The organism is Arthrobacter sp. MP_M4 (assembly GCF_035984855.1).
Classification (GTDB): Bacteria; Actinomycetota; Actinomycetes; order Actinomycetales; family Micrococcaceae; genus Arthrobacter.
In genome coordinates, this window is the sequence record NZ_JAXCHX010000017.1 from 21,827 (window position 1) to 44,591 (window position 22,765).

General features: G+C 66.5%; 21 protein-coding genes and 1 tRNA gene. 16 read left to right on the top strand and 6 right to left on the bottom strand.

Translation table 11 applies throughout. From position 1 onward, the window contains the following. The first annotated feature begins 156 nt into the window (after nucleotides 1-156). From RCH15_RS12820 to RCH15_RS12860, 9 genes are all read left to right on the top strand, one after another. Nucleotides 157-1,056, top strand: coding sequence for a ParA family protein (locus RCH15_RS12820; protein ID WP_326961101.1), 900 nt, complete (start codon nucleotides 157-159; stop codon nucleotides 1,054-1,056). A gap of 8 nt (nucleotides 1,057-1,064) precedes the next feature. Further along, on the top strand, nucleotides 1,065-1,913 hold the full coding sequence (locus RCH15_RS12825; RefSeq protein WP_326961053.1) for a segregation and condensation protein A: 849 nt from the start codon (nucleotides 1,065-1,067) through the stop codon (nucleotides 1,911-1,913). Continuing rightward, nucleotides 1,910-2,584, top strand: coding sequence for an SMC-Scp complex subunit ScpB (gene scpB / locus RCH15_RS12830; RefSeq protein WP_326961054.1), 675 nt, complete (start codon nucleotides 1,910-1,912; stop codon nucleotides 2,582-2,584). The genes RCH15_RS12825 and scpB overlap by 4 nt, the downstream gene beginning before the upstream one ends. A gap of 109 nt (nucleotides 2,585-2,693) precedes the next feature. Further along, nucleotides 2,694-3,911: a pseudouridine synthase gene (locus RCH15_RS12835; protein WP_326961055.1), complete on the top strand. Its 1,218-nt coding sequence runs from the start codon at nucleotides 2,694-2,696 to the stop codon at nucleotides 3,909-3,911. A gap of 2 nt (nucleotides 3,912-3,913) precedes the next feature. Next, nucleotides 3,914-5,023: a prephenate dehydrogenase gene (locus RCH15_RS12840; RefSeq protein WP_326961056.1), complete on the top strand. Its 1,110-nt coding sequence runs from the start codon at nucleotides 3,914-3,916 to the stop codon at nucleotides 5,021-5,023. Continuing rightward, the gene (gene cmk, locus RCH15_RS12845) at nucleotides 5,023-5,751 is read left to right on the top strand and encodes a (d)CMP kinase (protein WP_326961057.1); all 729 of its coding nucleotides are present in this window, start codon (nucleotides 5,023-5,025) and stop codon (nucleotides 5,749-5,751) included. Before RCH15_RS12840 ends, cmk begins: the two co-directional genes overlap by 1 nt. Before the next feature lie 67 nt (nucleotides 5,752-5,818). Next, nucleotides 5,819-6,517 (top strand): lysophospholipid acyltransferase family protein, encoded by a 699-nt coding sequence (locus RCH15_RS12850; protein WP_326961102.1) that lies wholly within the window; start codon nucleotides 5,819-5,821, stop codon nucleotides 6,515-6,517. After that, nucleotides 6,514-8,064 carry a ribosome biogenesis GTPase Der gene (gene der / locus RCH15_RS12855; RefSeq protein ID WP_326961058.1) on the top strand — a complete coding sequence of 517 codons (1,551 nt, stop codon included), beginning with the start codon at nucleotides 6,514-6,516 and terminating at the stop codon, nucleotides 8,062-8,064. The genes RCH15_RS12850 and der overlap by 4 nt, the downstream gene beginning before the upstream one ends. A gap of 151 nt (nucleotides 8,065-8,215) precedes the next feature. Further along, a tRNA-Pro gene (locus RCH15_RS12860) sits at nucleotides 8,216-8,292 on the top strand. 92 nt (nucleotides 8,293-8,384) lie between these two features. Here RCH15_RS12860 and RCH15_RS12865 read toward each other — a convergent pair. Next, nucleotides 8,385-9,254 (bottom strand): Fpg/Nei family DNA glycosylase, encoded by an 870-nt coding sequence (locus tag RCH15_RS12865; protein WP_326961059.1) that lies wholly within the window; start codon nucleotides 9,252-9,254, stop codon nucleotides 8,385-8,387. Between the two features lie 144 nt (nucleotides 9,255-9,398). Between RCH15_RS12865 and gcvH the strand changes: the two genes are divergently transcribed. The 5 genes from gcvH to RCH15_RS12890 all read left to right on the top strand — a co-directional run bounded on the left by gcvH (nucleotide 9,399) and on the right by RCH15_RS12890 (nucleotide 12,513). Continuing rightward, nucleotides 9,399-9,785, top strand: a complete 387-nt coding sequence (gene gcvH, locus RCH15_RS12870; RefSeq protein ID WP_326961060.1) for a glycine cleavage system protein GcvH — start codon at nucleotides 9,399-9,401, stop codon at nucleotides 9,783-9,785. A gap of 152 nt (nucleotides 9,786-9,937) precedes the next feature. Then, nucleotides 9,938-10,414, top strand: a complete 477-nt coding sequence (locus RCH15_RS12875) for an FHA domain-containing protein (RefSeq protein ID WP_326961061.1) — start codon at nucleotides 9,938-9,940, stop codon at nucleotides 10,412-10,414. 23 nt (nucleotides 10,415-10,437) lie between these two features. Beyond that, nucleotides 10,438-11,154, top strand: a complete 717-nt coding sequence (gene ftsR, locus RCH15_RS12880) for a transcriptional regulator FtsR (RefSeq protein WP_326961062.1) — start codon at nucleotides 10,438-10,440, stop codon at nucleotides 11,152-11,154. Further along, on the top strand, nucleotides 11,154-11,657 hold the full coding sequence (locus RCH15_RS12885; RefSeq protein WP_326961063.1) for a bifunctional nuclease family protein: 504 nt from the start codon (nucleotides 11,154-11,156) through the stop codon (nucleotides 11,655-11,657). The genes ftsR and RCH15_RS12885 overlap by 1 nt, the downstream gene beginning before the upstream one ends. Nucleotides 11,658-11,916: 259 nt before the next feature. Further along, a complete protein-coding gene (locus tag RCH15_RS12890) occupies nucleotides 11,917-12,513 on the top strand; it encodes a MerR family transcriptional regulator (protein WP_326961064.1) in 597 nt (198 codons plus the stop codon). An 86-nt stretch (nucleotides 12,514-12,599) separates the two neighbouring features. Here RCH15_RS12890 and RCH15_RS12895 read toward each other — a convergent pair whose 3' ends face one another. Further along, on the bottom strand, nucleotides 12,600-13,451 hold the full coding sequence (locus RCH15_RS12895; RefSeq protein ID WP_326961065.1) for a ParA family protein: 852 nt from the start codon (nucleotides 13,449-13,451) through the stop codon (nucleotides 12,600-12,602). Between the two features lie 336 nt (nucleotides 13,452-13,787). Between RCH15_RS12895 and RCH15_RS12900 the strand changes: the two genes are divergently transcribed. Continuing rightward, nucleotides 13,788-17,183 (top strand): pyruvate carboxylase, encoded by a 3,396-nt coding sequence (locus RCH15_RS12900; RefSeq protein WP_326961066.1) that lies wholly within the window; start codon nucleotides 13,788-13,790, stop codon nucleotides 17,181-17,183. A 92-nt stretch (nucleotides 17,184-17,275) separates the two neighbouring features. On the opposite strand, the gene RCH15_RS12905 is transcribed toward RCH15_RS12900, so the two are convergent. Continuing rightward, complete coding sequence (locus tag RCH15_RS12905) at nucleotides 17,276-19,096, bottom strand: AMP-dependent synthetase/ligase (RefSeq protein ID WP_326961067.1); 1,821 nt, start codon at nucleotides 19,094-19,096, stop codon at nucleotides 17,276-17,278. 189 nt (nucleotides 19,097-19,285) lie between these two features. On the opposite strand from RCH15_RS12905, the gene RCH15_RS12910 reads away from it, so the two are divergent. Beyond that, a complete protein-coding gene (locus tag RCH15_RS12910) occupies nucleotides 19,286-20,377 on the top strand; it encodes an ROK family glucokinase (RefSeq protein ID WP_326961068.1) in 1,092 nt (363 codons plus the stop codon). Between the two features lie 60 nt (nucleotides 20,378-20,437). Here RCH15_RS12910 and RCH15_RS12915 read toward each other — a convergent pair whose 3' ends face one another. From RCH15_RS12915 to RCH15_RS12925, 3 genes are read right to left on the bottom strand one after another with little or no spacing between them, the layout of a single operon-like run. Beyond that, nucleotides 20,438-21,046 carry a hypothetical protein gene (locus RCH15_RS12915; protein ID WP_326961069.1) on the bottom strand — a complete coding sequence of 203 codons (609 nt, stop codon included), beginning with the start codon at nucleotides 21,044-21,046 and terminating at the stop codon, nucleotides 20,438-20,440. Beyond that, nucleotides 21,039-21,842: an alpha/beta hydrolase gene (locus RCH15_RS12920; protein ID WP_326961070.1), complete on the bottom strand. Its 804-nt coding sequence runs from the start codon at nucleotides 21,840-21,842 to the stop codon at nucleotides 21,039-21,041. The genes RCH15_RS12915 and RCH15_RS12920 overlap by 8 nt, the downstream gene beginning before the upstream one ends. Then, nucleotides 21,839-22,660 carry an alpha/beta hydrolase gene (locus tag RCH15_RS12925; RefSeq protein ID WP_326961071.1) on the bottom strand — a complete coding sequence of 274 codons (822 nt, stop codon included), beginning with the start codon at nucleotides 22,658-22,660 and terminating at the stop codon, nucleotides 21,839-21,841. The genes RCH15_RS12920 and RCH15_RS12925 overlap by 4 nt, the downstream gene beginning before the upstream one ends. Between the last annotated feature and the right edge of the window lie 105 nt (nucleotides 22,661-22,765).

A 22,765-nucleotide genomic window follows, 5' to 3' on the forward strand; every position in this document is an offset into this window, starting at 1 on the left:
CTACCAGAGGGTTGAGGCTCAGGCAAGAGACGCTGTCAAGGTTCGTGGATTACCGTGTCGGGCGCTGTAACCTTGGGAGGAATAAGCTCCATGCTGGATCTTCAGCGGAGCGCTACAAGCACCACCATCACCGTCATCGAAAGTGTGGATAGATACGTGAGCAGCGAACAGGGTTCAGCAACTCTGGAAGGCACCGGACTCGATCTGGAAGACGCCGTCATGGGCCCCACGGGGCGCCCTCACCGCGAGTTTCCGGAGCCTACGCCACTGTCGTCCCACGGCCCGGCGCGGGTTATCGCCATGGTGAACCAGAAGGGCGGAGTGGGGAAAACCACCTCCACCATCAACCTGGCCGCCGCGCTGGCGGAATTCGGCCGCCGTGTGCTGGTAGTGGACTTCGACCCGCAGGGCGCCTTGTCGGCCGGGCTCGGCATCAACCCGCACGAACTGGACCTCACGGTCTACAACGTGTTGATGGACCGCAAGGTGGACATCCGTGACGCCATCCACAAGACCGGCGTCGAGAACCTGGACCTGCTTCCGGCCAATATCGACCTCTCCGCCGCGGAAGTCCAGCTTGTCAACGAAGTCGCACGCGAACAGGTGCTGGACCGGGCGCTGAAGAAAGTCGAGGATGACTACGACGTCGTCCTGATCGACTGCCAGCCCTCGCTGGGGTTGTTGACCGTCAACGCACTGACGGCCTCCCATGGCGTCATCATCCCGCTGATCTGCGAATTCTTTGCCTTGCGCGCGGTCGCCCTGCTGGTGGAGACCATCGATAAGGTCCAGGACCGGCTCAACCCGCGGCTCCAGGTCGATGGCGTCCTTGCCACCATGTACGACGCCCGCACCCTGCACAGCCGCGAGGTCATCTCCCGGCTCGTGGAGGCCTTCGGCGACAAGGTCTTTGAAACCGTCATCAAACGGTCCATCAAGTTCGCGGATGCCACCGTCGCCGCAGAGCCCATCACCAGCTACGCCGGCAACCACATCGGCGCCGACGCGTACCGGAACCTGGCCAAAGAGCTCATTTCGCGCGGCGGCGCACCCTAGTCAGGACCGTGGCAGAAACAGGGACTCCGACGGCGGAGCACAGTCCGGCCGGCAGGAAACCGGGTTTCGAGGTCCGGCTGGCCAACTTCACCGGCCCGTTCGACCTTCTGCTGGGCTTGATTTCCAAACACCAGCTGGACATCACGGAAGTGGCGCTGTCCACCGTCACCGACGAGTTCATCAAATACACCAAGGGCCTGCAGGACCTTGGTGAGGAATGGGCCCTCGATGAAGCCAGCGAGTTCCTCGTCATCGCGGCCACCCTGCTCGACCTCAAAGCAGCCCGGCTGCTGCCGGCCGGTGACGTGGAGGACGAGGACGACATCGCGTTGCTGGAGGCCCGGGACCTGCTTTTCGCCCGGCTCCTGCAGTACAAGGCGTTCAAGCAGGTGGCCGGCATGCTCGGCTCCACCCTCGAACGTGAGGCCGGTCGATATCCGCGCCAGGTGGCCCTGGAGGGACATTTTGCAGCGCTGCTGCCGGAACTGCTCTGGCGGCACACCCCCCAGCAGTTTGCGGCCCTGGCCGAGGCTGCGCTCCGGCCGAAAGAGGCGGCGCCCACCGAGGTGGGCCTGGCCCACCTGCACGGCAGCCCCGTCAGCGTTAAGGAACAGGCCGAACTGCTGGGCCGCCGGCTGCAGCGCGGCTCCCCGCTGACTTTCCGGGTCCTGGTCGCCGACGCCGAATCCACGCTCGTCGTGGTGGCACGCTTCCTGGCGTTGCTGGAGCTGTTCCGGGACCACACGGTTTCGTTCGAGCAACTGCTCCCCCTGGGGGACCTGACAGTGCGGTGGACCGCCACTGCCGGGCCCTGGAGCAGCGAACACCTGAGCGAAGAATACGAGGAACAGCCATGACCGATGCCCCCGCCCGCACCGGATCCGATCCGGCAGCGTCCAGGGGTCCCGGTGTCGAGAGCCTCCCGGGCGGCGCCCGCGCGGCCCTTGAGGCTGTCCTGATGGTCATCGATCAGCCGGCAACCGCGACCGAGCTCGCCGCAGGACTGGACGTGACCGTCGACGCCGTCGAGGCCCTGCTGGCGGACCTGCAACGGGAGTATAACGGCTATACTGTTAATGCCCCGGCTGTGGACGACGCCAGTTCCATCGGTTTCACCTCCACCCCCCGGGGTTTTGAATTGCGGCATATCGCCGGAGGCTGGCGGATCTACTCGCGCGCTGAGTTTGCCGACGTCGTCGGCGGGTTCGTGCTGGAGGGACAGAGCGCCAGGCTGACGCAGGCGGCGCTTGAGACGCTCGCCGTCATCGCTTACCGCCAGCCCGTTTCACGGGCGCGGGTGTCGGCAATTCGAGGAGTCAACGTTGACTCTGTCGTGCGGACGCTGACACAGCGGGGGTTGATCGAGGACTCGGGAACGGATCCCGAATCCGGGGCCCTCCTGTACCGGACGACGCCGCATTTCCTGGAGCGGATGGGAATCGGCTCGGTAGCGGAGTTGCCGCAACTTTCACCCCATCTTCCGGGGCTTGAGGGCATCGAAGAGTTTTATGACGCAGCAAGAATGTAGGCGGGAACCACTGCCTGCGCACGGAATCCACCGGGGCAGAAGCTTTTTGCCCCAGCCGGCGGGTGTTGTCGGGAGACAGCGGCCGCAGGCCAATAACGAAGGACGGGTCATGACACAGGCGGGACGCCAGGGTTCACCACGTAACGGTTCGGGACGCAACAGTGCCGGACAAAACTCAGCGCAGGGCGCAGGCCGCAGCGGGCAGGGCGGCGGATACCGCAGCGGCGGAGCCGGCTTCAAGGGCGGCAGCGACCGCCCCTTCAAGCGGCCCAAACCGCGCGAAGAAGCCTTCATCGACCCTGACCTGCAGGGCCCCGACGGCGCCCCGGCCGCCGGCCGTCCGGCCTCCGGGGACTGGAAGTCCAAGGCCCCTTCCGGCAAGGAAGCGGCCCGCAAGGCCGCCGCCCGCAAGCCCGGTTCCGGCAGGGCCCCCGGTACCCCCGGCGCCCTCAAACCCAAGCCGCGCACGGGCGCCGCTAAGTCCGCTGGGCCCCGCGCCTTCGGCAGCGAACGCTTCGGCCAGAACCTCGGACCAGTGCGCAAGCCGGCCCGCAAGCGCGGACCCCGTGCCGACGTGCCCCAGTCAGAGCTTCACGACCAGGACGGCACCCGCCTGCAAAAAGTCATGGCCTCGGCCGGCGTCGCGTCACGGCGCGTCTGTGAGGAGATGATCGCCGAAGGCCGTGTGGAGGTCGACGGCCAGGTGGTCACCGAACTCGGCGTCCGCGTCGACCCGAAGACCGCCGTGATCCACGTGGATGGCCTGCGCATCCAGCTCGACGAAAACATGGTCTACATGGTGTTCAACAAGCCCAAGGGCGTCGTTTCCACCATGGAGGACCCGGACGGACGTCCCTGCGTCAGTGACTTCGTCCGCAACCACCACGGCGAACGCCTCTTCCACGTCGGCCGTCTCGACGTCGCCACCGAGGGCCTGCTGCTCCTGACGAACGACGGCGAGCTCGCCAACCGCCTGACCCATCCCTCCTACGAAGTCCCCAAGACCTACCTCGTGCAGGTCCGCGGGCCCTTCCCGCAGGGCATCGGTGCCGAGCTCAAGGCCGGCGTCGAACTCGAAGACGGCATCGCCTCGGTGGACTCCTTCAAACTCGTCGACTCCACCCCGGGACATGTGCTGATCGAGGTAGTGCTGCACTCCGGGAAAAACCGGATCGTACGGCGTCTTTTTGATGCCGTCGGTTTCCCCGTGCTCCGCCTGGTCCGCGTCAAGGTTGGTCCCATCGGCCTGGGCGACCAGCGCCAAGGCAGCATCCGCAACCTCGGCAAGCAGGAAGTCGGCCACCTGCTGGCATCCGTAGGGCTGTAGGCGTGTCCGCCTTTCGCACCCACGGCCGCGGCCACCTCAGCGGTCCGGTGGTGGTCGTGGGGACCGGGCTCCTCGGCACCAGCATCGGGCTGGGGCTGCGGGGCCGCGGAGTAGCAGTGTTCCTCTCCGACCCCTCGCCCACCAACCAGGCTGTGGCCGTTGACATCGGCGCCGGCCTGCCTTTGGCGCGCCTTGACGGCGAACGGCCCGAACTTGTGGTCGTCGCTGCGCCGCCGGACGTCACGGCTGCCGTGGTGCAGCGCGCCCTGGCGGACTATCCCGAAGCAACGGTCGTGGACATCGCCAGCGTGAAAGCCGGCATCCTGGCCGAGCTCCGTGCCAGCGGTGCCGACCTCAGCCGCTACGTCGGCACCCACCCGATGGCCGGCCGGGAGAAGTCCGGCCCCGTGGCTGCCCGCGGTGAACTGTTCACCTCCATGCCGTGGGTCCTTTGCCCCGCGGAGGAGACGCTGCCCCAGGCCGTGCAGGCAGCACGTGCGCTGGCCGGAGACCTCGGCGCCGTCGTCTCCGACTTCGGGGCCGACGAGCACGACGAGGCGGTGGCGCTGGTCTCGCATGTGCCGCAGGTGGTGTCCTCGCTTGTGGCCAGCAGGCTGCAGGCCACGCCCCTGCATGCGCTGTCCCTCGCCGGCAACGGGCTGCGTGACGTCACCCGGATCGCGGCAAGTGATCCCACCCTATGGGTGCAGATTCTCGGCGCAAATGCGGACAAGGTGGTGGAGATCCTGCACGGTGTGCGCGAGGACCTCAACCGGGTCATCGGCACCCTGGAACACCCGACAGCCCCCGGCGCCCGGTTGGATCTCGCCCAGCTGATCAGCGAAGGCAATGCCGGCCAGTCCCGCATCCCGGGCAAGCACGGCGGACCCCCGCAGGCCTACTCCTGGCTGACCGTCCTGGTGGATGACACGCCTGGACAAATCGCCAGGCTCCTGACCGAGATCGGCGAGATCGGTGTCAACCTCGAGGACCTCCGTCTGGACCACTCTTCAGGACAGAATGTGGGCATGGTGGAAATCTCTGTCCTGCCCAGCAAGCACGAACTCCTTATCGAAGCTCTCAACGACCGCGGATGGCGGGTACTCCAGTAATGACCCAGGAACTTATCTCTTCCGTGGACGTCCTCCGCCCCGGAAAGAGCCTTGTCGTGGCCATCGACGGGCCGTCCGGTTCGGGCAAGTCCAGCGTCAGCAAAGAGGTGGCACGCCGGCTCAAACTGGCCTACCTCGACACCGGCGCCATGTACCGGGCCCTGACCTGGTTTTGCCTGGACACCGGCACGGACCTGGACGACGGTGCCGCTGTTGAGGCAGCCTCCAGGACCTTCCCGCTGGAGATCAGCACGAGCCCGCAGGAAGAATACGTCCGGGTCGGCGGCACCGATATCACCGAGACCATCCGGGAGCCATCGATCTCAGCCGCCGTCAGCGCTGTCGCCACCACCCTCGGCGCCCGCACCGAACTGATCCGCCGGCAGCGTGAGCTGATCGAGAAGCATCACCACCGCATGGTGGTCGAAGGGCGGGACATCACCACCGTCGTCGCACCCTCCGCCGAAGTGCGGATGCTGCTGACAGCCAGTGAGGAGGCGCGCCTGCGCCGGCGGGGCATTCAGCTGGGGGGCAGCCAGAACGCCGAACAGCTCGCGGCCCAGGTCACGGCGCGGGACGCCAAGGATTCCACTGTGGTGAACTTCACCCGGGCCGCCGACGGCGTGGTGACGCTGGACTCCTCGGACCTCGATTTTGCCGGAACCGTCGACGCCGCCCTCAGCATTGTTTCCCGCATCGTCAACCACGAAGCGCTCCACCGTGACTAAGGCCCGGCAGCGCCAACCGCTCCAGGCTCCCTCGCCGGCACCGGCCCGGGTGCCGGCCCGCTGGACCGTGGCCTGGAGCCGGCCCGTCGGCTGGCTCCTGGACCATGTCCTCTACCGGACCTCGGTCACCGGGCGGTCCAATGTGCCGGCGACGGGTCCGGTGATCTTCGCCGGCAACCACATCAGCTTCCTGGACGGACCGGTGATGTTCGGGGCGTCCCCGCGAGCCATGCACATCCTGGTCAAGAAGGAAATGTTCGCTGGTTTCCTCGGCCGGGTTCTGCAGGCCTCCGGCCAGCTGGCCGTGGACCGTGCCGGCGGCCGGGCTGCCCTGCTCACGGCCAAGAGCGTGCTCGACGCCGGACGGTGCGTTGGCATCCTCCCCGAAGGCACCCGGGGGAGCGGAGAAGCTACCGCCATCAACAACGGCGTCGCCTGGCTCGCCCTGAACTCCGGGGCGACTGTGGTCCCCGTGGCCATTCTCGGTACCCGAACCGGCGGCGAACACCTCGACGCCGTGCCGCGGTTCCGCCGCCGGCTGCATGTCAGCTTCGGCGGAGCCCTCAATGTCAGCCGCAGGCCCGGCGAGACGGGCCGTGTTTCAATGGACAGGGCCGGAACTGAGATCCGGGCCGCGCTGGCACGCCACGTCCAGGACTCGATCCACAAATCCGGGCAGCCTTTGCCCGACGCGGATTCCCCGCAAGAACGTCATGAAGCAGAAGCCGGGACGCCGGCAGATCACCCCATAAGGAAAGTGCAATGAGCGATACGACTCAAACCTCCGGCCCGTCTGGCGCCGGCGAAGACGAATACACGCCCACCGGCACGGACCAGGTGGCCGAGAACCTCGCCGCCCTGGACGACGAGGAAGCTGAGCTCCGCGCGGCCTCCCTTCGGGCCGGCCTGGACGACTACGAACTCGATGATGAGGACGCCGCCCTCCTGAGCGGCGAGTACGACGACGAGGACTTCGACGGCCCGGTGAAACTGGACCCGGTCCTGGCCATCATTGGCCGCCCCAACGTGGGCAAGTCCACCCTGGTGAACCGTATCCTCGGCCGCCGCGAAGCCGTGGTCGAAGACACCCCCGGCGTCACACGCGACCGGGTCATGTACTCGGCCACCTGGAACGGGCGGAACTTCACGGTCGTCGACACCGGCGGCTGGGAGCACGACGCCCGCGGGATCCACGCCCGTGTCGCCGAACAGGCCGAGATGGCCGTCGAACTTGCGGACGCCGTGCTGTTCGTCGTCGACTCCGCCGTTGGCGCCACCGCCACTGACGAAGCCGTCGTGAAGATGCTCCGCAAATCCAAGAAACCGGTCATCATGGTGGCCAACAAGGTCGATGACTTCGCGCAGGAGGCCGACTCGGCGCGGCTCTGGGGCCTCGGCTTCGGCGAACCGTACCCGGTCTCCGCACTGCACGGCCGGGGCGTTGCCGACCTCCTGGACCACGTCATGGACACTCTGCCCGAGTACTCCACCATCGAAGGCCTGGAGCGCTCCGGCGGTCCGCGCCGCATCGCCCTGATTGGGCGTCCGAACGTGGGTAAGTCCTCGCTGCTGAACAAGCTGGCCGGTTCCGAGCGGGTTGTCGTGGACAACACTGCAGGCACCACACGCGACCCGGTCGATGAATTCATCGAACTCGGCGAACGCACCTGGCGTTTCGTGGATACCGCCGGCATCCGCCGCCGCCAGCACATGGCACAGGGCGCGGATTTCTACGCCTCGCTGCGGACGCAGAGCGCCCTCGAAAAGGCTGAGGTCGCCGTCGTGCTTCTCGCGGTGGATGAGGTGCTCAGCGAGCAGGACGTCCGGATCCTGCAGCTGGCCATCGAATCCGGCCGTGCCCTGGTCCTGGCGTTCAACAAGTGGGACCTGCTCGACGACGAACGGCGCAGCTACCTTGAGCGTGAAATCGAACAGGACCTCGCCCACGTGGCATGGGCTCCGAGGGTGAACATCTCGGCGAAAACCGGCTGGCACAAGGACCGGCTCGTTCCCGCCCTGGACACCGCGCTGGAAAGCTGGGACAAGCGCATTGCCACCGGCCGGCTCAACGCCTTCCTCGGCGAACTGGTGGCCGCGCACCCCCACCCGGTCCGTGGCGGAAAGCAGCCCCGCATCCTCTTCGGGACGCAGGCATCGAGCCGTCCGCCGAAGTTCGTACTCTTCACCACCGGGTTCCTGGACCCGGGCTACCGCCGCTTCATCACCCGACGGCTTCGCGAAACCTTCGGGTTCGAGGGCACCCCGATCGAGGTCAACATGCGCGTGCGTGAAAAGCGCGGCAAGAAGCGCTGATTCCGGCACGCCTTGCCCGTGAGACGGTGAGTGTTCCGGGCAGCCTCCGGAATCGTGTAAGCTTTTGGAGGTGGTTCGGCCGGACTGCTCAGATGACATTACTTGACACACTCAAGGACATGGCATTGCGAGCGGAGAACGGCGGAACCAGCGGGCTGTAGCGCAGCTTGGTAGCGCACTTGACTGGGGGTCAAGGGGTCGCAGGTTCAAATCCTGTCAGCCCGACCAACAGAAAGTACCCCGCCATTCCTGATCAGGGAATGGCGGGGTTTTCTGCTTTCAGGAGCGGCCGGGACGGTGCGCCCACGTCCAACGGACGCTTACTTCAAAAAGCGGGACGTCCGCCGGTCGGCCAGTATCTTCCCGTGCGTCTGGCAGTGCGGGCAGTATTGCAGGGCCGTGTCCGCGAAGGAAACCTCGCGGACGGTGTCCCCGCAGACAGGGCAAGCCTCGCCCGTCCTGCCATGGACCCGCATGTGGCTTCGCTTCGTGTCCTTGAGTTCCGTGGGTGGTTTGCCGCCCGCTTCCTGCAGAGCCGTTCCAAGAATGCCGTGGATGGCGTCATACAGCCGTTGCACAGCCTCCCCGTCGAGTGACTTGGCGAGGGCGAACGGAGATATGCGCGCAGCGTGCAGGATTTCGTCGCTGTAGGCATTACCGATGCCGGCAATCACGCTCTGGCTGCGCAGGACGCCCTTGATTTGCTGTGAACTGGCCGCCAGGATCCCCGCCAGGGCACCGACGTCGAACCCGGGACTGAACGGATCCGGCCCCAACGCTGCAATTCCGGGGACCTCGCCCGGGTCCCGGACCACGTAGATTGCCAGGCCCTTCTTTGTGCCGGCCTCGGTCAGGTCCAGGCCCAGCGGACCGGAACCGCCGGAGAACAGCAGCCGCGCAGCAATGTGCCCTTTGCCCATTTTCAATGGCGTGTCGTTGGGTGTGCTGGTGAAGCGGACCCAGCCCGCCCTCGCTAAATGGAAGACGAAATGCAGCCCTTCCGTGTCGAGGCTGACAAACTTGCCGAACCGCCGTACCCCTGTCACGGTCCGGCCCGCAAGCTGGGTGAAGGGGGGATCCGCCGTCTTGAGCACCGCGAAGGAGGCGATCTGGACGTTCGTAACCGCCGTGCCGAGCAGCTGGCCGGCTAAAAAATCCGTCAGGGCTGCGACTTCGGGAAGCTCAGGCATGGCTAGCCGGTACCGGCTTGTTCCGTCATGGCCCCATCATGTCAGAGTCCTGACCGGGCCGGACGGATATGCCTATACTTTCAGCGGCGGAGAGTTCACGTGACCGCCGTCGCAATTGGTGATTGACCCGATGAAAGGCCCATCATGAGCATCATTCCCGAAGAGCTGTCCTACACCGCGGAGCACGAGTGGGTGTCCTCCCCGAACGCCGACGGCGTGGTGCGCGTGGGCATCACCGACTTTGCCCAGGATGCCCTGGGGGACGTCGTCTATGCCCAGATGCCCGAGCCCGGCACGACGGTCAAGGCAAATGACGTCATCGGTGAGGTTGAATCCACCAAGAGTGTCAGTGACATCTACGCGCCCGTGTCCGGTGAAGTCGTGACCCGCAACGAATCCCTGGACACCGACTCGGCCTTGATCAATTCCGATCCCTACGGCGAAGGCTGGCTCATGGAAATCAAGCTGGCGGAAGCCGACGCGATCGAGTCGCTCCTCAGTGCATCGGAGTACGAACAACAGGTAGGCTAAAGCAAAGCCTTTTTAGGCCGGGGTCGTCGGGACCGGTGCTGGGAAACCAGCCCCGCGACGCCCCGCCGAGGGGTTGATTCCGGATTGGCACGGCTTTTCCGGACGGCATGCGTTGTTTGCAGGCGGGACACCTGCAGCGAATGGAGGAATCAATGTTTGGGCACGAACGGGACAACACCGGTGACGGCTATGGCACGGGTGGAGTGAAGGCTTCGGAGACCACATCGATCAACCTCACCCCGATCCGCGAGGAACCCAGCATCGCCCCGAAGCTGGCCGCGGAAGAGCGGGCCGCTGTTGAGGCGTTGCCGTTCGGCTCGGCCCTGCTGGTGGCGCACAGTGGCCCCAACGCGGGGGCGCGTTTCCTGCTTGATACGGACGTTACGACGGCGGGCCGGCACCCGGACGCCGATATCTTCCTCGATGACGTTACGGTGTCACGCCGGCACGTGGAATTCCGTCGCACAGCGCGCAGCTTCGAGGTGGTGGACACCGGAAGCCTGAACGGTACCTACGTCAACAATGACCGCGTCGACAGCGTTGAACTGAGGTCCGGTAACGAGGTCCAGATCGGTAAGTTCCGCCTCACCTTCTACCTGAGCCCTGCCCGCGCAGCAGGCAACGTCTGATTCCGGGGTAGCTGCCTGTGGGCATGGCACAAGCGGAACGGCGCGGACCCCAGATTCTGAACATCGGGGAAGTCCTGGCTCAACTGAGCGACGACTTCCCCACCATGACGGCGTCCAAAATCCGGTTTCTGGAAGAAAAAGGACTCATCAACCCGCAGCGGACCCCCGCGGGGTACCGGCAGTACGCCGAAAGCGACGTCGAACGGCTGCGTTTCGTCCTGGCGCTGCAGCGGGATCAGTACCTGCCGCTGAAGGTCATCAAGGACTACCTTGACGCGATCGATCGCGGGGAACGCCCCGACAACCTGCCGCCGGGCGTCACGGTGTCGCCTCGGATAGTCTCGGCGGAGCTGGCCTCTGAACTGCAGAACCGGGTCCGCCGGCTCAGCGAGGAGCAACTGCGGGCCGAGTCGGGCGCCAGCGTCCCCCTGCTGGAATCCCTCCTGAGCTATGGCCTGATCGGGCACGTCAACGGAAAATTCGATGAACACGCCCTTCAGGTGGCGCGTGCCTGCGTCCAGTTGGAGAGCCACGGCCTGGAACCGAGGCACCTGCGGCCGTTCCAGGCTGCCGCCGAACGCGAGTTCGGCCTCGTGGAGCGGGCCGTGTCCACCCTGAGCTCCCGGAAGGATGCCGCCTCCCACGCCCGGGCCGCGGAGGCCGCCCGGGAGATCAGTGAGCTGTGCCTGACGCTGCACCGGGCGCTGGTCCAGGACCGCATCTCAAGAATGGACATCTGATGATTGAGGTGGAGATTGTCGGGGTGCGGATTGAGCTTCCCTCCAACCAGCCACTGGTTCTGCTCAAGGAGATCCGCGGGGAACGGCACGTGCCGATCTGGATCGGCACGCCCGAAGCCAGTGCCATCGCCCTGGCCCAGCAGGGCGTGGTGCCGCCGCGTCCCATGACGCACGACCTCCTGGTGGATGTCGTCGAAACACTTGGCCACACCATCGTCAGCGTCAACATTGTGGCGGTGGAAGACAACATCTTCTACGGGCAGCTCCAGTTCGAGAACGGGACCACCGTCAGCTCCCGCGCATCCGACGCCCTGGCCCTGGCCCTGCGCGCCAAGTGCCGGATCTGGTGCGCTGACGCAGTGATGGAAGAAGCCGGTGTCCGGATCACCGAGCATGACGAGGGCGAAGACGCCCAGCAGGGTCCCGCCGTCGACGAAGAGGGCGAGTTGCGCCGCTTCCGGGAGTTCCTCGACGACGTTGAACCCGAAGATTTCGCGGGCTGAGATTCCGCAAAGGTTAAAGTCGAGAATGAAAGTTTCGACACGCCCCGGCAATACCCCCAACGTCTTTGACCTTGGGCCCGCGCAGGCCTAACGTCGGGAGTACAAGTTCCCATTGCACGTAACGCACCGCTGAGGTCACACTGGAAAGTGCAGCCCGCACGGGATTACACGGATGAATCTTCTCGGACCGTGTGCTGTACAGGCCAGATGAAACCGGTTGCTGCATTTTCTGCAGGGAGCCACGACAAGGAGGATCCACGTGAGTCCTAAAGGCGAAGCGGGCGAGCTCACACAGCCCCCGGCAGCCGGTGTGGCTGTGCCTGCCAGCGGGGCCCAGGGCCTGCTGTTCACCGAGGACCTCCCTGTTCTGGACGAAGACGCCGGCTACCGCGGCCCTACCGCCTGCAAAGCCGCCGGAATTACCTACCGTCAACTGGACTACTGGGCACGCACCGGACTCGTGGAACCCGCTGTCCGTGGTGCCGCCGGTTCAGGCTCCCAACGGCTGTACGGCTTCCGGGACATTCTGGTGCTCAAAGTCGTCAAGCGCCTGCTCGACACCGGCGTATCACTTCAACAGATCCGCACTGCCGTGGAACATCTCCGGGAGCGCGGCGTCGAGGATCTCGCCCAAATCACCCTGATGAGCGACGGCGCGAGTGTCTATGAATGCACCTCCGCTGACGAAGTCATCGACCTCGTCCAGGGCGGACAGGGAGTATTCGGCATCGCTGTCGGCCGCGTGTGGCGCGAGGTCGAAGGCAGCCTTGCTGCCCTTCCCAGCGAACACGCCAGCGATCAGTCCTTCCCCGACGATGAACTCAGCAAGCGCAGGGTCACCCGCAAAATCGGTTAAGCTCCCGCTGGCAAGATAAGGCCGGCCTCCCCGGGCATCGGTAACAACCAGGGAAAGCCGGCCTTTGCCGTGTGGCCGCGGATCTGCTAACGGTTGACGCGGTCCCGGACCGGCGCCGCAGGCACGCGCCCGTTCGCACCGAGCAGGCTGGCCAACAACGACCCGAACAGCACAGCGGCCTTCCTGGCGGACTCCCCGGGCCAGTGGTGGATGGCGTGCGCAGCGCCTTGGATCTGCTGCCAGTTGGCCTGCTCCGGAATGTGCGGGGTCAGCAGCAGCGGGCCGAACATTGACTCCATCTCGGCGAGCCGGAAGGTGTGCTCCGCGGAGCTGGTCCGGACCCGGTTGGCGACGATGCCGGCGGAGGAGAGCCTGGGAGCGAACTCCTGTTTGAACAGCTGAATAGCCCGCATGGTGCGTTCCGTGCCCGCGACCGAGAAGAGCGCCGGTTCAGCGACGAGGGCCACCTTGTCGCTGGCGGACCAAGCCATTCTGGTGAGCCCGTTCAGAGACGGCGGGCAGTCCACGAGGACCAGATCATATGTGCCCGCGCCGGCCAGTACTGACGAGAGCCGGCGGAGGTCGCGGCGGCCGAGGTCGGGCCGGTCGTAGATGCCGGTATAGGCCGAACCGACGGCAACATCCAGGACAGGTGCCGGGCTGCCGGCGGGCGTGCCGCCAATGGCGGCCTCGCGTTCCACCCAGCCACTGGCTACGACGTTCTCGGCCAGGCGGGCCCGCCGCGGAGACTTGAGCATCCGGCCAATGTCCAGCTGGGCTCCCGGCCGGACGCCGAGGGCCGTACTCGCATCGGCGTGGGGGTCAAGGTCGACGACGAGGGTGCGGATACCGGCGGACAGGGCCGCGGATGCCAGTCCAGTGGTCACGGAGGTCTTGCCGACGCCGCCTTTGAGGCTGCTGATGCTGACTACTTGCACTTGAGAAACCAATACCTAACGCCGGTTACCGGGACGGGTCTTGCCTGCTCCGGCAATCTTTCGGAGCCCGTGCGCGCATGCGCCACCCACCTGCTCATCATAGGGTGCGGGCCGCCTAAAACTGGCTCATCGGGTGCCCGGGGCGGCAGATCGCGGATATGCTGCACTCGGGGCCGGAATCCACTCCAGGTTGCTGCAGGTGCCGGCAGCACCTGCCTAATCCGGCGAACGTGACGCGCGTCGCTGTGACAGTCGCCACAATAATTTGTGTTTCCCAGTACCGTTCTTAGACACTGTGACCAATTACCGATACACCCGCGATGATGCAGGAGAAGCATGTTTTCGAAGATTCTGGTGGCAAATCGCGGCGAAATCGCGATCCGTGCCTTCCGCGCAAGCTACGAGCTGGGCGCCAAGACCGTTGCCGTTTTTCCGAACGAGGACCGCAACTCTATCCACCGCCAAAAGGCCGACGAGGCGTACCTGATTGGGAACGAGGGCCACCCCGTCCGGGCTTACCTCGACGTCGATGAGGTGGTGCGTGTCGCCAAGGAAGCCGGAGCCGACGCCATCTACCCCGGCTACGGCTTCCTCTCGGAGAACCCCAACCTGGCCCGGGCCGCCGCGAAGGCAGGCATCACGTTCGTGGGCCCGCCGGCCGAAGTCCTGGAACTGGCCGGCAACAAGGTCGCCGCCCTCGAAGCGGCCCGCAAGGCCGGCGTGCCGGTACTCAAATCCAGCCAGCCCTCCAAAGACCTCGACGAGCTCATCGCAGCTGCCGACGTCATCGGGTTCCCCATCTTCGCCAAGGCCGTCGCCGGTGGCGGCGGGCGCGGGATGCGACGCGTCGATACCCGCGAGGCGCTCCCGGAAGCGCTGCAGGCCGCCATGCGCGAGGCCGACGCAGCCTTCGGCGACCCCACCATGTTCCTGGAGCAGGCCGTCCTGCGTCCGCGCCACATCGAGGTCCAGATCCTGGCCGACGCTGAGGGCAACGTCATGCACCTCTTCGAGCGTGACTGCTCCATCCAGCGCCGCCACCAGAAGGTCATCGAAATCGCGCCGGCACCGAACCTGGACGAAGGCATCCGCCAGGCGCTTTACCGCGACGCCGTGAAATTTGCCAAGGCGCTGAACTACGTCAACGCCGGCACCGTGGAATTCCTTATCGACACTGTGGGGGAGCGCGCAGGCCAGCACGTCTTCATCGAAATGAACCCGCGCATCCAGGTTGAGCACACGGTCACCGAGGAAGTCACCGACGTTGACCTCGTCCAGGCGCAGCTGCGCATCGCTGCCGGTGAGACCCTGGCGGACCTGGGCCTGTCGCAGGAGACGGTCCAGCTCAAGGGCGCTGCCCTGCAGTGCCGCATCACTACGGAGGATCCGGCCAACGGCTTCCGGCCCGACGTCGGCAAGATCACCGGCTACCGTTCGGCCGGTGGCGCCGGTGTCCGGCTCGACGGCGGCACCGTCTACTCGGGAGCCGAGATCAGCCCGCACTTCGACTCGATGCTGGTCAAGCTGACCTGCCGCGGCCGCGACTACCCGGCCGCAGTAGCGCGGGCCCGCCGTGCCCTCGCCGAGTTCCGCATCCGCGGGGTCTCCACCAACATTTCCTTCCTGCAAGCCGTCCTCGACGACGCCGACTTCATCGCAGGCAACGTCGCCACCTCCTTCATTGACGAACGTCCCGAGTTGCTGAAGGCCCGCGTCTCCGCGGACCGAGGCACGAAATTGCTGACCTGGCTCGCCGAAGTCACCGTCAACAAACCCAACGGCGAACTTACGGTCCACAGCGATCCGGCGGCCAAGCTCCCCGCCCTCGGCGAGGACGCTGCCGCGCCGGGTTCCCGGCAGCGGTTGCTGGAACTGGGGCCGGAGGGCTTCGCGAAAGCCCTGCGGGGCCAGGATGCCGTCGCCGTCACGGACACCACCTTCCGCGACGCCCACCAGTCGCTGCTGGCTACCCGGGTCCGTACCCGCGACCTCGTGGCGGCCGGACCGGCAGTGTCCAAGCTGCTGCCGGAGCTGCTGTCCGTCGAGGCCTGGGGCGGTGCCACATACGACGTCGCCCTGCGTTTCCTGGGCGAGGACCCCTGGGACCGGCTCGCGGCGCTGCGCAAGGCGCTGCCGAATGTCTGCCTGCAGATGCTGCTCCGCGGCCGCAACACCGTTGGCTACACGCCGTACCCGGAAGAGGTCACGGTGGCTTTCGTCAATGAAGCCGCCGCCACCGGCATCGACATCTTCCGCATCTTCGACGCCCTCAATGACGTCAACCAGATGGCCCCCGCCATCCGCGCCGTCCGCGAGACCGGCACCGCCGTCGCCGAGGTGGCCCTGTGCTACACCGCCGACATGCTGGACCCCCACGAGACGCTTTACACCTTGGACTACTACCTGGAGCTGGCGCAGAAAATCGTCGACGCCGGCGCGCACATCCTGGCGATTAAGGACATGGCGGGACTGCTGCGTCCCGCCGCCGCCGCCCGTCTCGTGGCAGCCCTCCGCGAACGGTTCGACCTGCCGGTCCACCTGCACACCCACGACACCGCCGGCGGGCAGCTGGCAACACTGCTGGCCGCCGTCGACGCCGGGGTGGACGCTGTGGACGTCGCCTCCGCATCCTTGGCCGGCACCACCAGCCAGCCCTCCGCCTCGGCGCTGGTGGCAGCCCTGGCCCACACGCCCCGCGACACCGGCCTGAGCCTGGCCAACGTGTGCGCCCTGGAACCGTACTGGGAAGCTGTCCGCCGCGTCTACGCCCCGTTCGAGTCCGGACTGCCGGGCCCCACCGGGCGGGTCTACCAGCACGAAATCCCCGGCGGCCAGCTTTCCAACCTGCGCCAGCAGGCGATTGCCCTGGGCCTCGGGGAAAGGTTCGAAGCCATTGAGGATATGTACACCGCAGCGGACCGGATCCTGGGCCGGCTGGTGAAGGTCACGCCCTCTTCGAAGGTGGTGGGTGACCTCGCCCTGCATCTGGTGGGCCTCAACGCTGATCCGGCGGACTTCAACGAGAATCCGCAGAAATACGACATTCCCGACTCGGTGATCGGATTCCTGTCCGGTGAACTGGGCGATCCTCCCGGAGGCTGGCCGGAACCCTTCCGCTCCAAAGCGTTGCAGGGCCGCACGGTGAAGGTCCGCGACGTCGAGCTCAGCGGCGAGGACAGCGCAGCGCTCAAGGGTGATTCCAGGACCGTGCAGCAGACGCTCAACCGGTTGCTCTTCGCCGGGCCCACCAAGGATTACCAGAAGAGTGTCGAGTCCTACGGCAATCTGTCAGTCCTTGACACCCGCGATTACCTGTTCGGGCTGCAGCGCGGCGCCGAGCACGAGATCGAACTCGAGAAGGGTGTCCGCCTGATCGCCTCACTCGAAGCGGTCTCCGAACCGGACGAGAAAGGCATGCGCACCGTGATGTGCACGCTCAACGGCCAGTCCCGGCCCGTCGTCGTCCGGGACCGTTCCGTGGTCAGCAACGTCAAAGCCGCCGAACGCGCCGACACCTCCCAGCCGGGGCAGGTGGCAGCACCGTTCGCCGGCGCCGTCACCCTGACGGTCAAGGCCGGCGACGCCGTCAAGGCCGGCGACACGGTCGCGACGATCGAGGCCATGAAGATGGAAGCATCCATCACGACGCCGGCAGCCGGCACCGTATCACGGCTCGCCGTAGGCGCGATCGAACAAGTCCAGGGCGGAGACCTTCTGCTCGTCGTCGAGTAGCTCAGCGGTACGCAGCAGAAAAGGCTCCTCCGGCGTCGGCCGGAGGAGCCTTTTTCGTGGGGTGCGCCGCGCTGTGCGCCCCATGGGACGGATCAGCCCTGGGAGGGTCGCGGGGCCCCGTACATCTCCTCGATGACGTTCTCGAAGTCCTTCATTACCTGGGCGCGCTTGACCTTCATCGACGGCGTCAGGTGACCGGAGGCCTCCGTGAAGTCGGCGGGGACGATCCGGAACGACTTGATGGCCTCGGCCTTTGAGACGGACTGGTTGGCGCCGTTAATGAGTTCCTGCACTGCGGCCTTGACCGCTGCGTTGTCGGTGGCCTCGGCGAGGGTGGTGGAGGCGGGCAGCCCGTGGCGGTGCAGCCAGCCAGGCAGTGCCTCCTCGTCCAGGGTCACCAGTGCGCCGATGAAGGGGCGGTTGTCGCCGACCACCAGCACCTGTGAGACCAGTGCATCGGCCCGGATCTGATCCTCCAGGAGGGCCGGTACGACGTTCTTGCCGCTGGCGGTGACGATGATTTCCTTCTTGCGCCCCGTGATGGTCAGGAATCCCCGGTCATCCAACTGCCCGATGTCGCCGGTCCGGAACCAGCCGTCCTCAAAGGATTCGGCCGAGAGGTCCTCGCGTTTGTAGTAGCCGCGCATAACGCACACGCCCTTGGCCAGGATCTCGCCGTCCTCAGCGATTTTTACCGCGTTTCCGGGAATCGGGGCGCCGACGGTGCCGATCCTGATCAGGTCCGGGGTGTTGACGGTTACCGGGGCCGTGGTCTCGGTCAGGCCGTAGCCCTCCAGGATCTGCATGCCGATGCCCTGGAAGAAGTGCCCCAGGCGTTCTCCCAGCGGACCGCCGCCCGAGACGGCGTGGGCAACTTCGCCGCCCATCGCCGCGCGCAACTTGCCGTAAACGAGCTTGTCAAAGAGGGCGTGCTTCAGCTTCAGGCCTACACCGATTTTTCCGGCCTGGCGGGCACGGGAGAATGCGATGGCGGTGTCCGCGGCGCGGTGGAAGATCGCGCCTTTGCCGCCGTCCTCCGCCTTGGTCAGGGCCGAGTTGTAGACCTTCTCAAACACCCGCGGCACGGCAAGGATAAAGGTCGGCTTGTAGCTTTGGAGATCCGGCAGCAGGTTCTTGATATCGGGGGTGTGCGCCACCGTGACACCGGCCGCAACCGCCAGCACCGAGATGAAGCGCGCAAAGACGTGCGCCAGCGGCAGGAACATGATGGTCCGCGCCTGCTCATGGACGATGGTGTTCAGCGACGTGGCCAATGCGTTTTCGGAGAGTTCCACGAAGTTGCCGTGGGTGAGCTCGCATCCCTTGGGGCGTCCGGTGGTGCCTGAGGTGTAGATGATGGTGGCGAGGTCGGCAAGGCCTGCGAGGCTGCGCCGCGCTTCCAGGTCCTGGTCACTGACGGCTGCGCCGGCGGCACGGACTTCGTCGAGGCCGGACCCTTCGAGCTGCCAGACGTGGGCCAGGTCCGTGAGGCCCTCGGAGGCGGCCGCCTGCCGGATGGTGTCCTCGTGATGGGCGGACTCGCCGAAGGCGGCGACGGCGCCGGAATCGCCTAGGTTCCAGGCCACCTGCGAGGGCGAGGACGTCTCATAGATCGGCACGGAGACGGCACCGGCGAACCAGATGGCGAAATCCACGAGCACCCATTCGTAGCGCGTGCGGGACATGATGCCCACCCTGTCACCGGCGGAGACGCCGCTGGCCATCAAGCCCTTGGCGAGCAGGGAAACATCGGCCAGGAAATCGGTGGCCCGGACGTCCTTCCACTGCCCGGCCGCGTCGAGGCGGGAGAACAGGGCCGGATTGGAAGCCTTGGCGGCCTGCCGGAGGACCAGGTCGGTGACGTTCGTTTCCGGGGGGACGATGACTAGGGGCGGGACACTGATTTCTCGCACGGTAGCTCCTTTGATATCCATGAACCCGCGAAGGGTACGACTAAGACTAGTATGCGGTCCGGGGTATGTGTGTTGCACCACACCTACTCGCCAGTAACTTTACGATTCGGGGCCGCGGACGCCAAACCGGACGCGTGCGGCTCCCGGAGCGCGCGGGCTGGGAATAGGAGCGGAATAGGATAGGGAATCATGCACACACCAACACCCGGGCAGCAGCCCGCCCCGTACCGCCGAACGGGCGCCTGGCGGCGGCGGACCACGGCCGGCGTGGCGGCCGCGCCCCCCGGACAGGGATTTCGCGAGCACCTGCGGCTTGGCCGCAAGGGCCTGGCCATCGGAGTGGATATCGGCGGCACCAAGGTGGCCGCCGGAGTGGTCGATGCGGACGGCAGGATCCTCGCCCAGGCGAGGCGCTCCACTCCCGGCAACGACCCCCGTGCAGTCGAACAGGTGATAGTCGAACTGGTCGAGGAGCTGGGCGAAGGCCATCGGATCTGGTCCGTGGGGATCGGCGCGGCCGGCTGGATGGACCTTGACGGCGGCACCGTACTGTTCAGCCCCCACCTCGCATGGCGCAATGAACCCCTTCGGGACAACCTGCAGCGGCTGCTCCGCCGGCCCGTGTTGCTGACCAACGACGCAGATGCCGCCGGCTGGGCGGAATGGCGGTTCGGAGCCGGCCAGGGGCAGAACCGGCTGGTGTGCATCACGCTCGGAACCGGGATCGGCGGTGCCATGGTGATGGACGGCCGGCTGGAACGCGGACGGTTCGGCGTGGCCGGGGAATTCGGCCATCAAATCATCTTCCCCGGCGGCCACCGCTGCGAGTGTGGTAACCGGGGCTGCTGGGAACAGTACGCCTCCGGCAACGCCCTCGGCCGGGAAGCCCGGGAACTGGCCGCCGCTAATTCCCCGGTGGCCCAGGAGCTGTTGAAAGCGGTGGACGGGCACGCGGAGCGCATCACCGGAGTGATTGTCACTGAATTGGCAAAAGCCGGGGACGCGACCTCCCGGGAGCTGCTCGAGGACGTCGGCGAATGGCTTGGACTGGGCCTCGCCAACCTGGCGGCAGCCCTGGACCCGGGAAAATTCGTCATAGGCGGCGGTCTCTGCGACGCCGGTGAGCTGCTGGTCGGGCCTGCCCGGAAGGCGTTCGCCCGGAACCTGACGGGCCGCGGCTTCCGGCCTGCGGCCGGGATCGAGCTGGCCGCCCTGGGCCCGAACGCCGGCCTGATTGGTGCCGCAGACCTGTCCCGGGTCAGCAGCCGCATGCACAGCTAGCTGCGTGCACGGCTGGCTGCGTGCAGGGCTGGATGCGTGCATGGCCGGATTCAGGCAGTGCTAGATGCGGGCACCGTCGTCGTGTTCGTCTTTCTCGCCGGGCAGCTGCATTATCAAGAACACCACCGACGCCGCGAAAGCAGCCACCATGGCGAGGATGGCCACCAGCGGGGCCGAACGCCAAAACATTGCGCACATCACGAGCGCCACGGGAGCACCCACAGCACCCAGCCACGCCAGGACCGTCAGCGGGTCCGCGCCGGCGAGGCTTGGCGGTTCTTCCGGCACGAACTCGTCCGGGGCGAAGGGGTCATCCTCTGCGCCCTCATAGTCCCGTGGGCCACGCGGTGCCTCCGGTGGTGCGGCAGCTGCAGCGCCGGCACCCTCCGGCCGGCGTCGGGCGAGCCGTTCCTCGGCGGAGAGTTCAATCGGAACTCCGACGGACAGCCCCAGCGGATCGAAATCGCTGAAGGGCCGGGCGGGGGCGCCGCCGGTTCCCGCAGTGTCCGTGGCCGGCGCCTGTGCACTCTCCCGGTCCTCCCCGGCCCCGGGGGCGGGGGTGGCGGGGCCCGCCGGCCCGCTGTTTTCCAGCCTGGCCACCAGGTCGAGCCAGACCGCGTCGTCCTGGTTGGCGCTTGAATCCGGAGAATGGGGGTCCGGTCTAGTCATCTGCCGTGTCCTTCTGGCTAGAGTGCGCGGCGTCCTGGACGCCCTCCGCAACCAGCGACCGGATGAACTCGGCCGAGCCGTGGAAGATCTCCGGCGCGTCATTGTCCATCGTAGCCACGTGATAGCTGTTTTCGAGCCGGATGACCTCCAGCGGGGCGTGGGTCAGGCCGCGGCGCAGGGCCACCATGCTTGAGTCCGAGACCACGTGGTCCACCGCCGAGCGGTATACGCGGACGGGAGCCGTAATCCGGGGGAGGAGCCGGACGGTGTCCTTGAACATCCGGTTCAGCTCGTGCGCGGCCGCGACCGGTGTCCGAGGGTAGGCGCCCTCATCGATGCCCGCTTTGAGGATGTCATTGGCGATGGCGGGGGTGCTCTTCAGCACAAATTTCAGGATGCCGGCGAGCGGAGCCCGGGGGTCGTCGATCACGAGGCCCGGGTTGACCAGCACGGCACCGGCGACGGGACGCGTGGCGGCGATGCGCAGGGCCAGCGCCCCACCCATGGACAACCCGGCAACCACCACCTGGTCACACTCGCCGGCGAGCTCAAGGTAGGCGGCGTCAAGGGCTGCATGCCAGTCCTGCCAGCGTGTCCGGGCTAATTCCTGCCAGCTGGTGCCATGCCCCGGCAGCAGAGGCATCCGCACGGCGTAGCCGGCATCGGCCAGGAATGTGGCCCAGTCCCTAACGCCGTGCGGGCTGCCGGTGAATCCGTGCGACACCACGACGCCGGTGCGGGTGCCGGTGCCGGTGAAGGGGCTGCTGAACGGCGAGTGGTCCAGGGGGATCGTCATCGGGACTCCGGGATCGTGGGGGTGGGCTCGGTGGGGCCGGTTCCCGTCCGGGGGACGGCCCCTGCGTGGCGCAGGAAGAACTGCATGGATTGGTCAAAAATCAGGGGAGCATCGACGTCGAGCGTGGCCACGTGGCCGCTGCCCGGCAGGCTGACCACAGCCAGCTCCGCCGACCCCAGCTTTCGCCGGATCAACTCGACCGACGTGGGCGGAACCACGCTGTCGGTTTCGGACTTGAAGACCAGCACCGGCGCGGCGACGGCCGGCAGTTCCCGCAGTGTTTCCTTGAAGAGCCTGCTCAGCTGGTGGACCGCCGCCAGCGGGGTGAGCGAATAATCGCCGTCCGCGGTGGTCGCCGCCGTCGGATTCGCTTCCTGGGCAGGAACTGTGGTGCGTTGGAAGTGTTTTAACACACTGATGTAGCGCATCCGGCGGTCGTAGAAGCTCAGCCCCGGGTTGACGACGGCGACGCCGGCGACGCGGTGGCGGGCCGCGGCACGCAAGGCGATGGTCCCGCCCATGGAAAGTCCGGCCACGTAGCAGTGGCGGGTTTCGGCGGCGAGGTCCAGGTACGCGGACTCAAAGGCCCCGTACCATTCCTGCCAGCTGCTGCGGGCAAGGTCGCGCCAGTGCGTGCCATGCCCGGGCAACAGCGGAACGGACACCGCGAAGCCCTGCCCGGCCAAGTGCTCTGCCCAGGGAAGGACGCTCAAGGGACTGCCGGTGAAGCCATGGCAGATGGCCACGCCGATGCCCGCATTCGCGCCATGGCCGGGATAACTGAACGCTGCGGGCGCCAGGGGAGTGCTTGCGGTCATGCGCCCATCGTGTCACTGTTCCGGACAAAACTCACTAGAGTAGGGTGTCATTGAAGTTCTGGCCGGGTCCGATGCAGGGCCGGCCAGACGCCTTCCGGAGAGGTA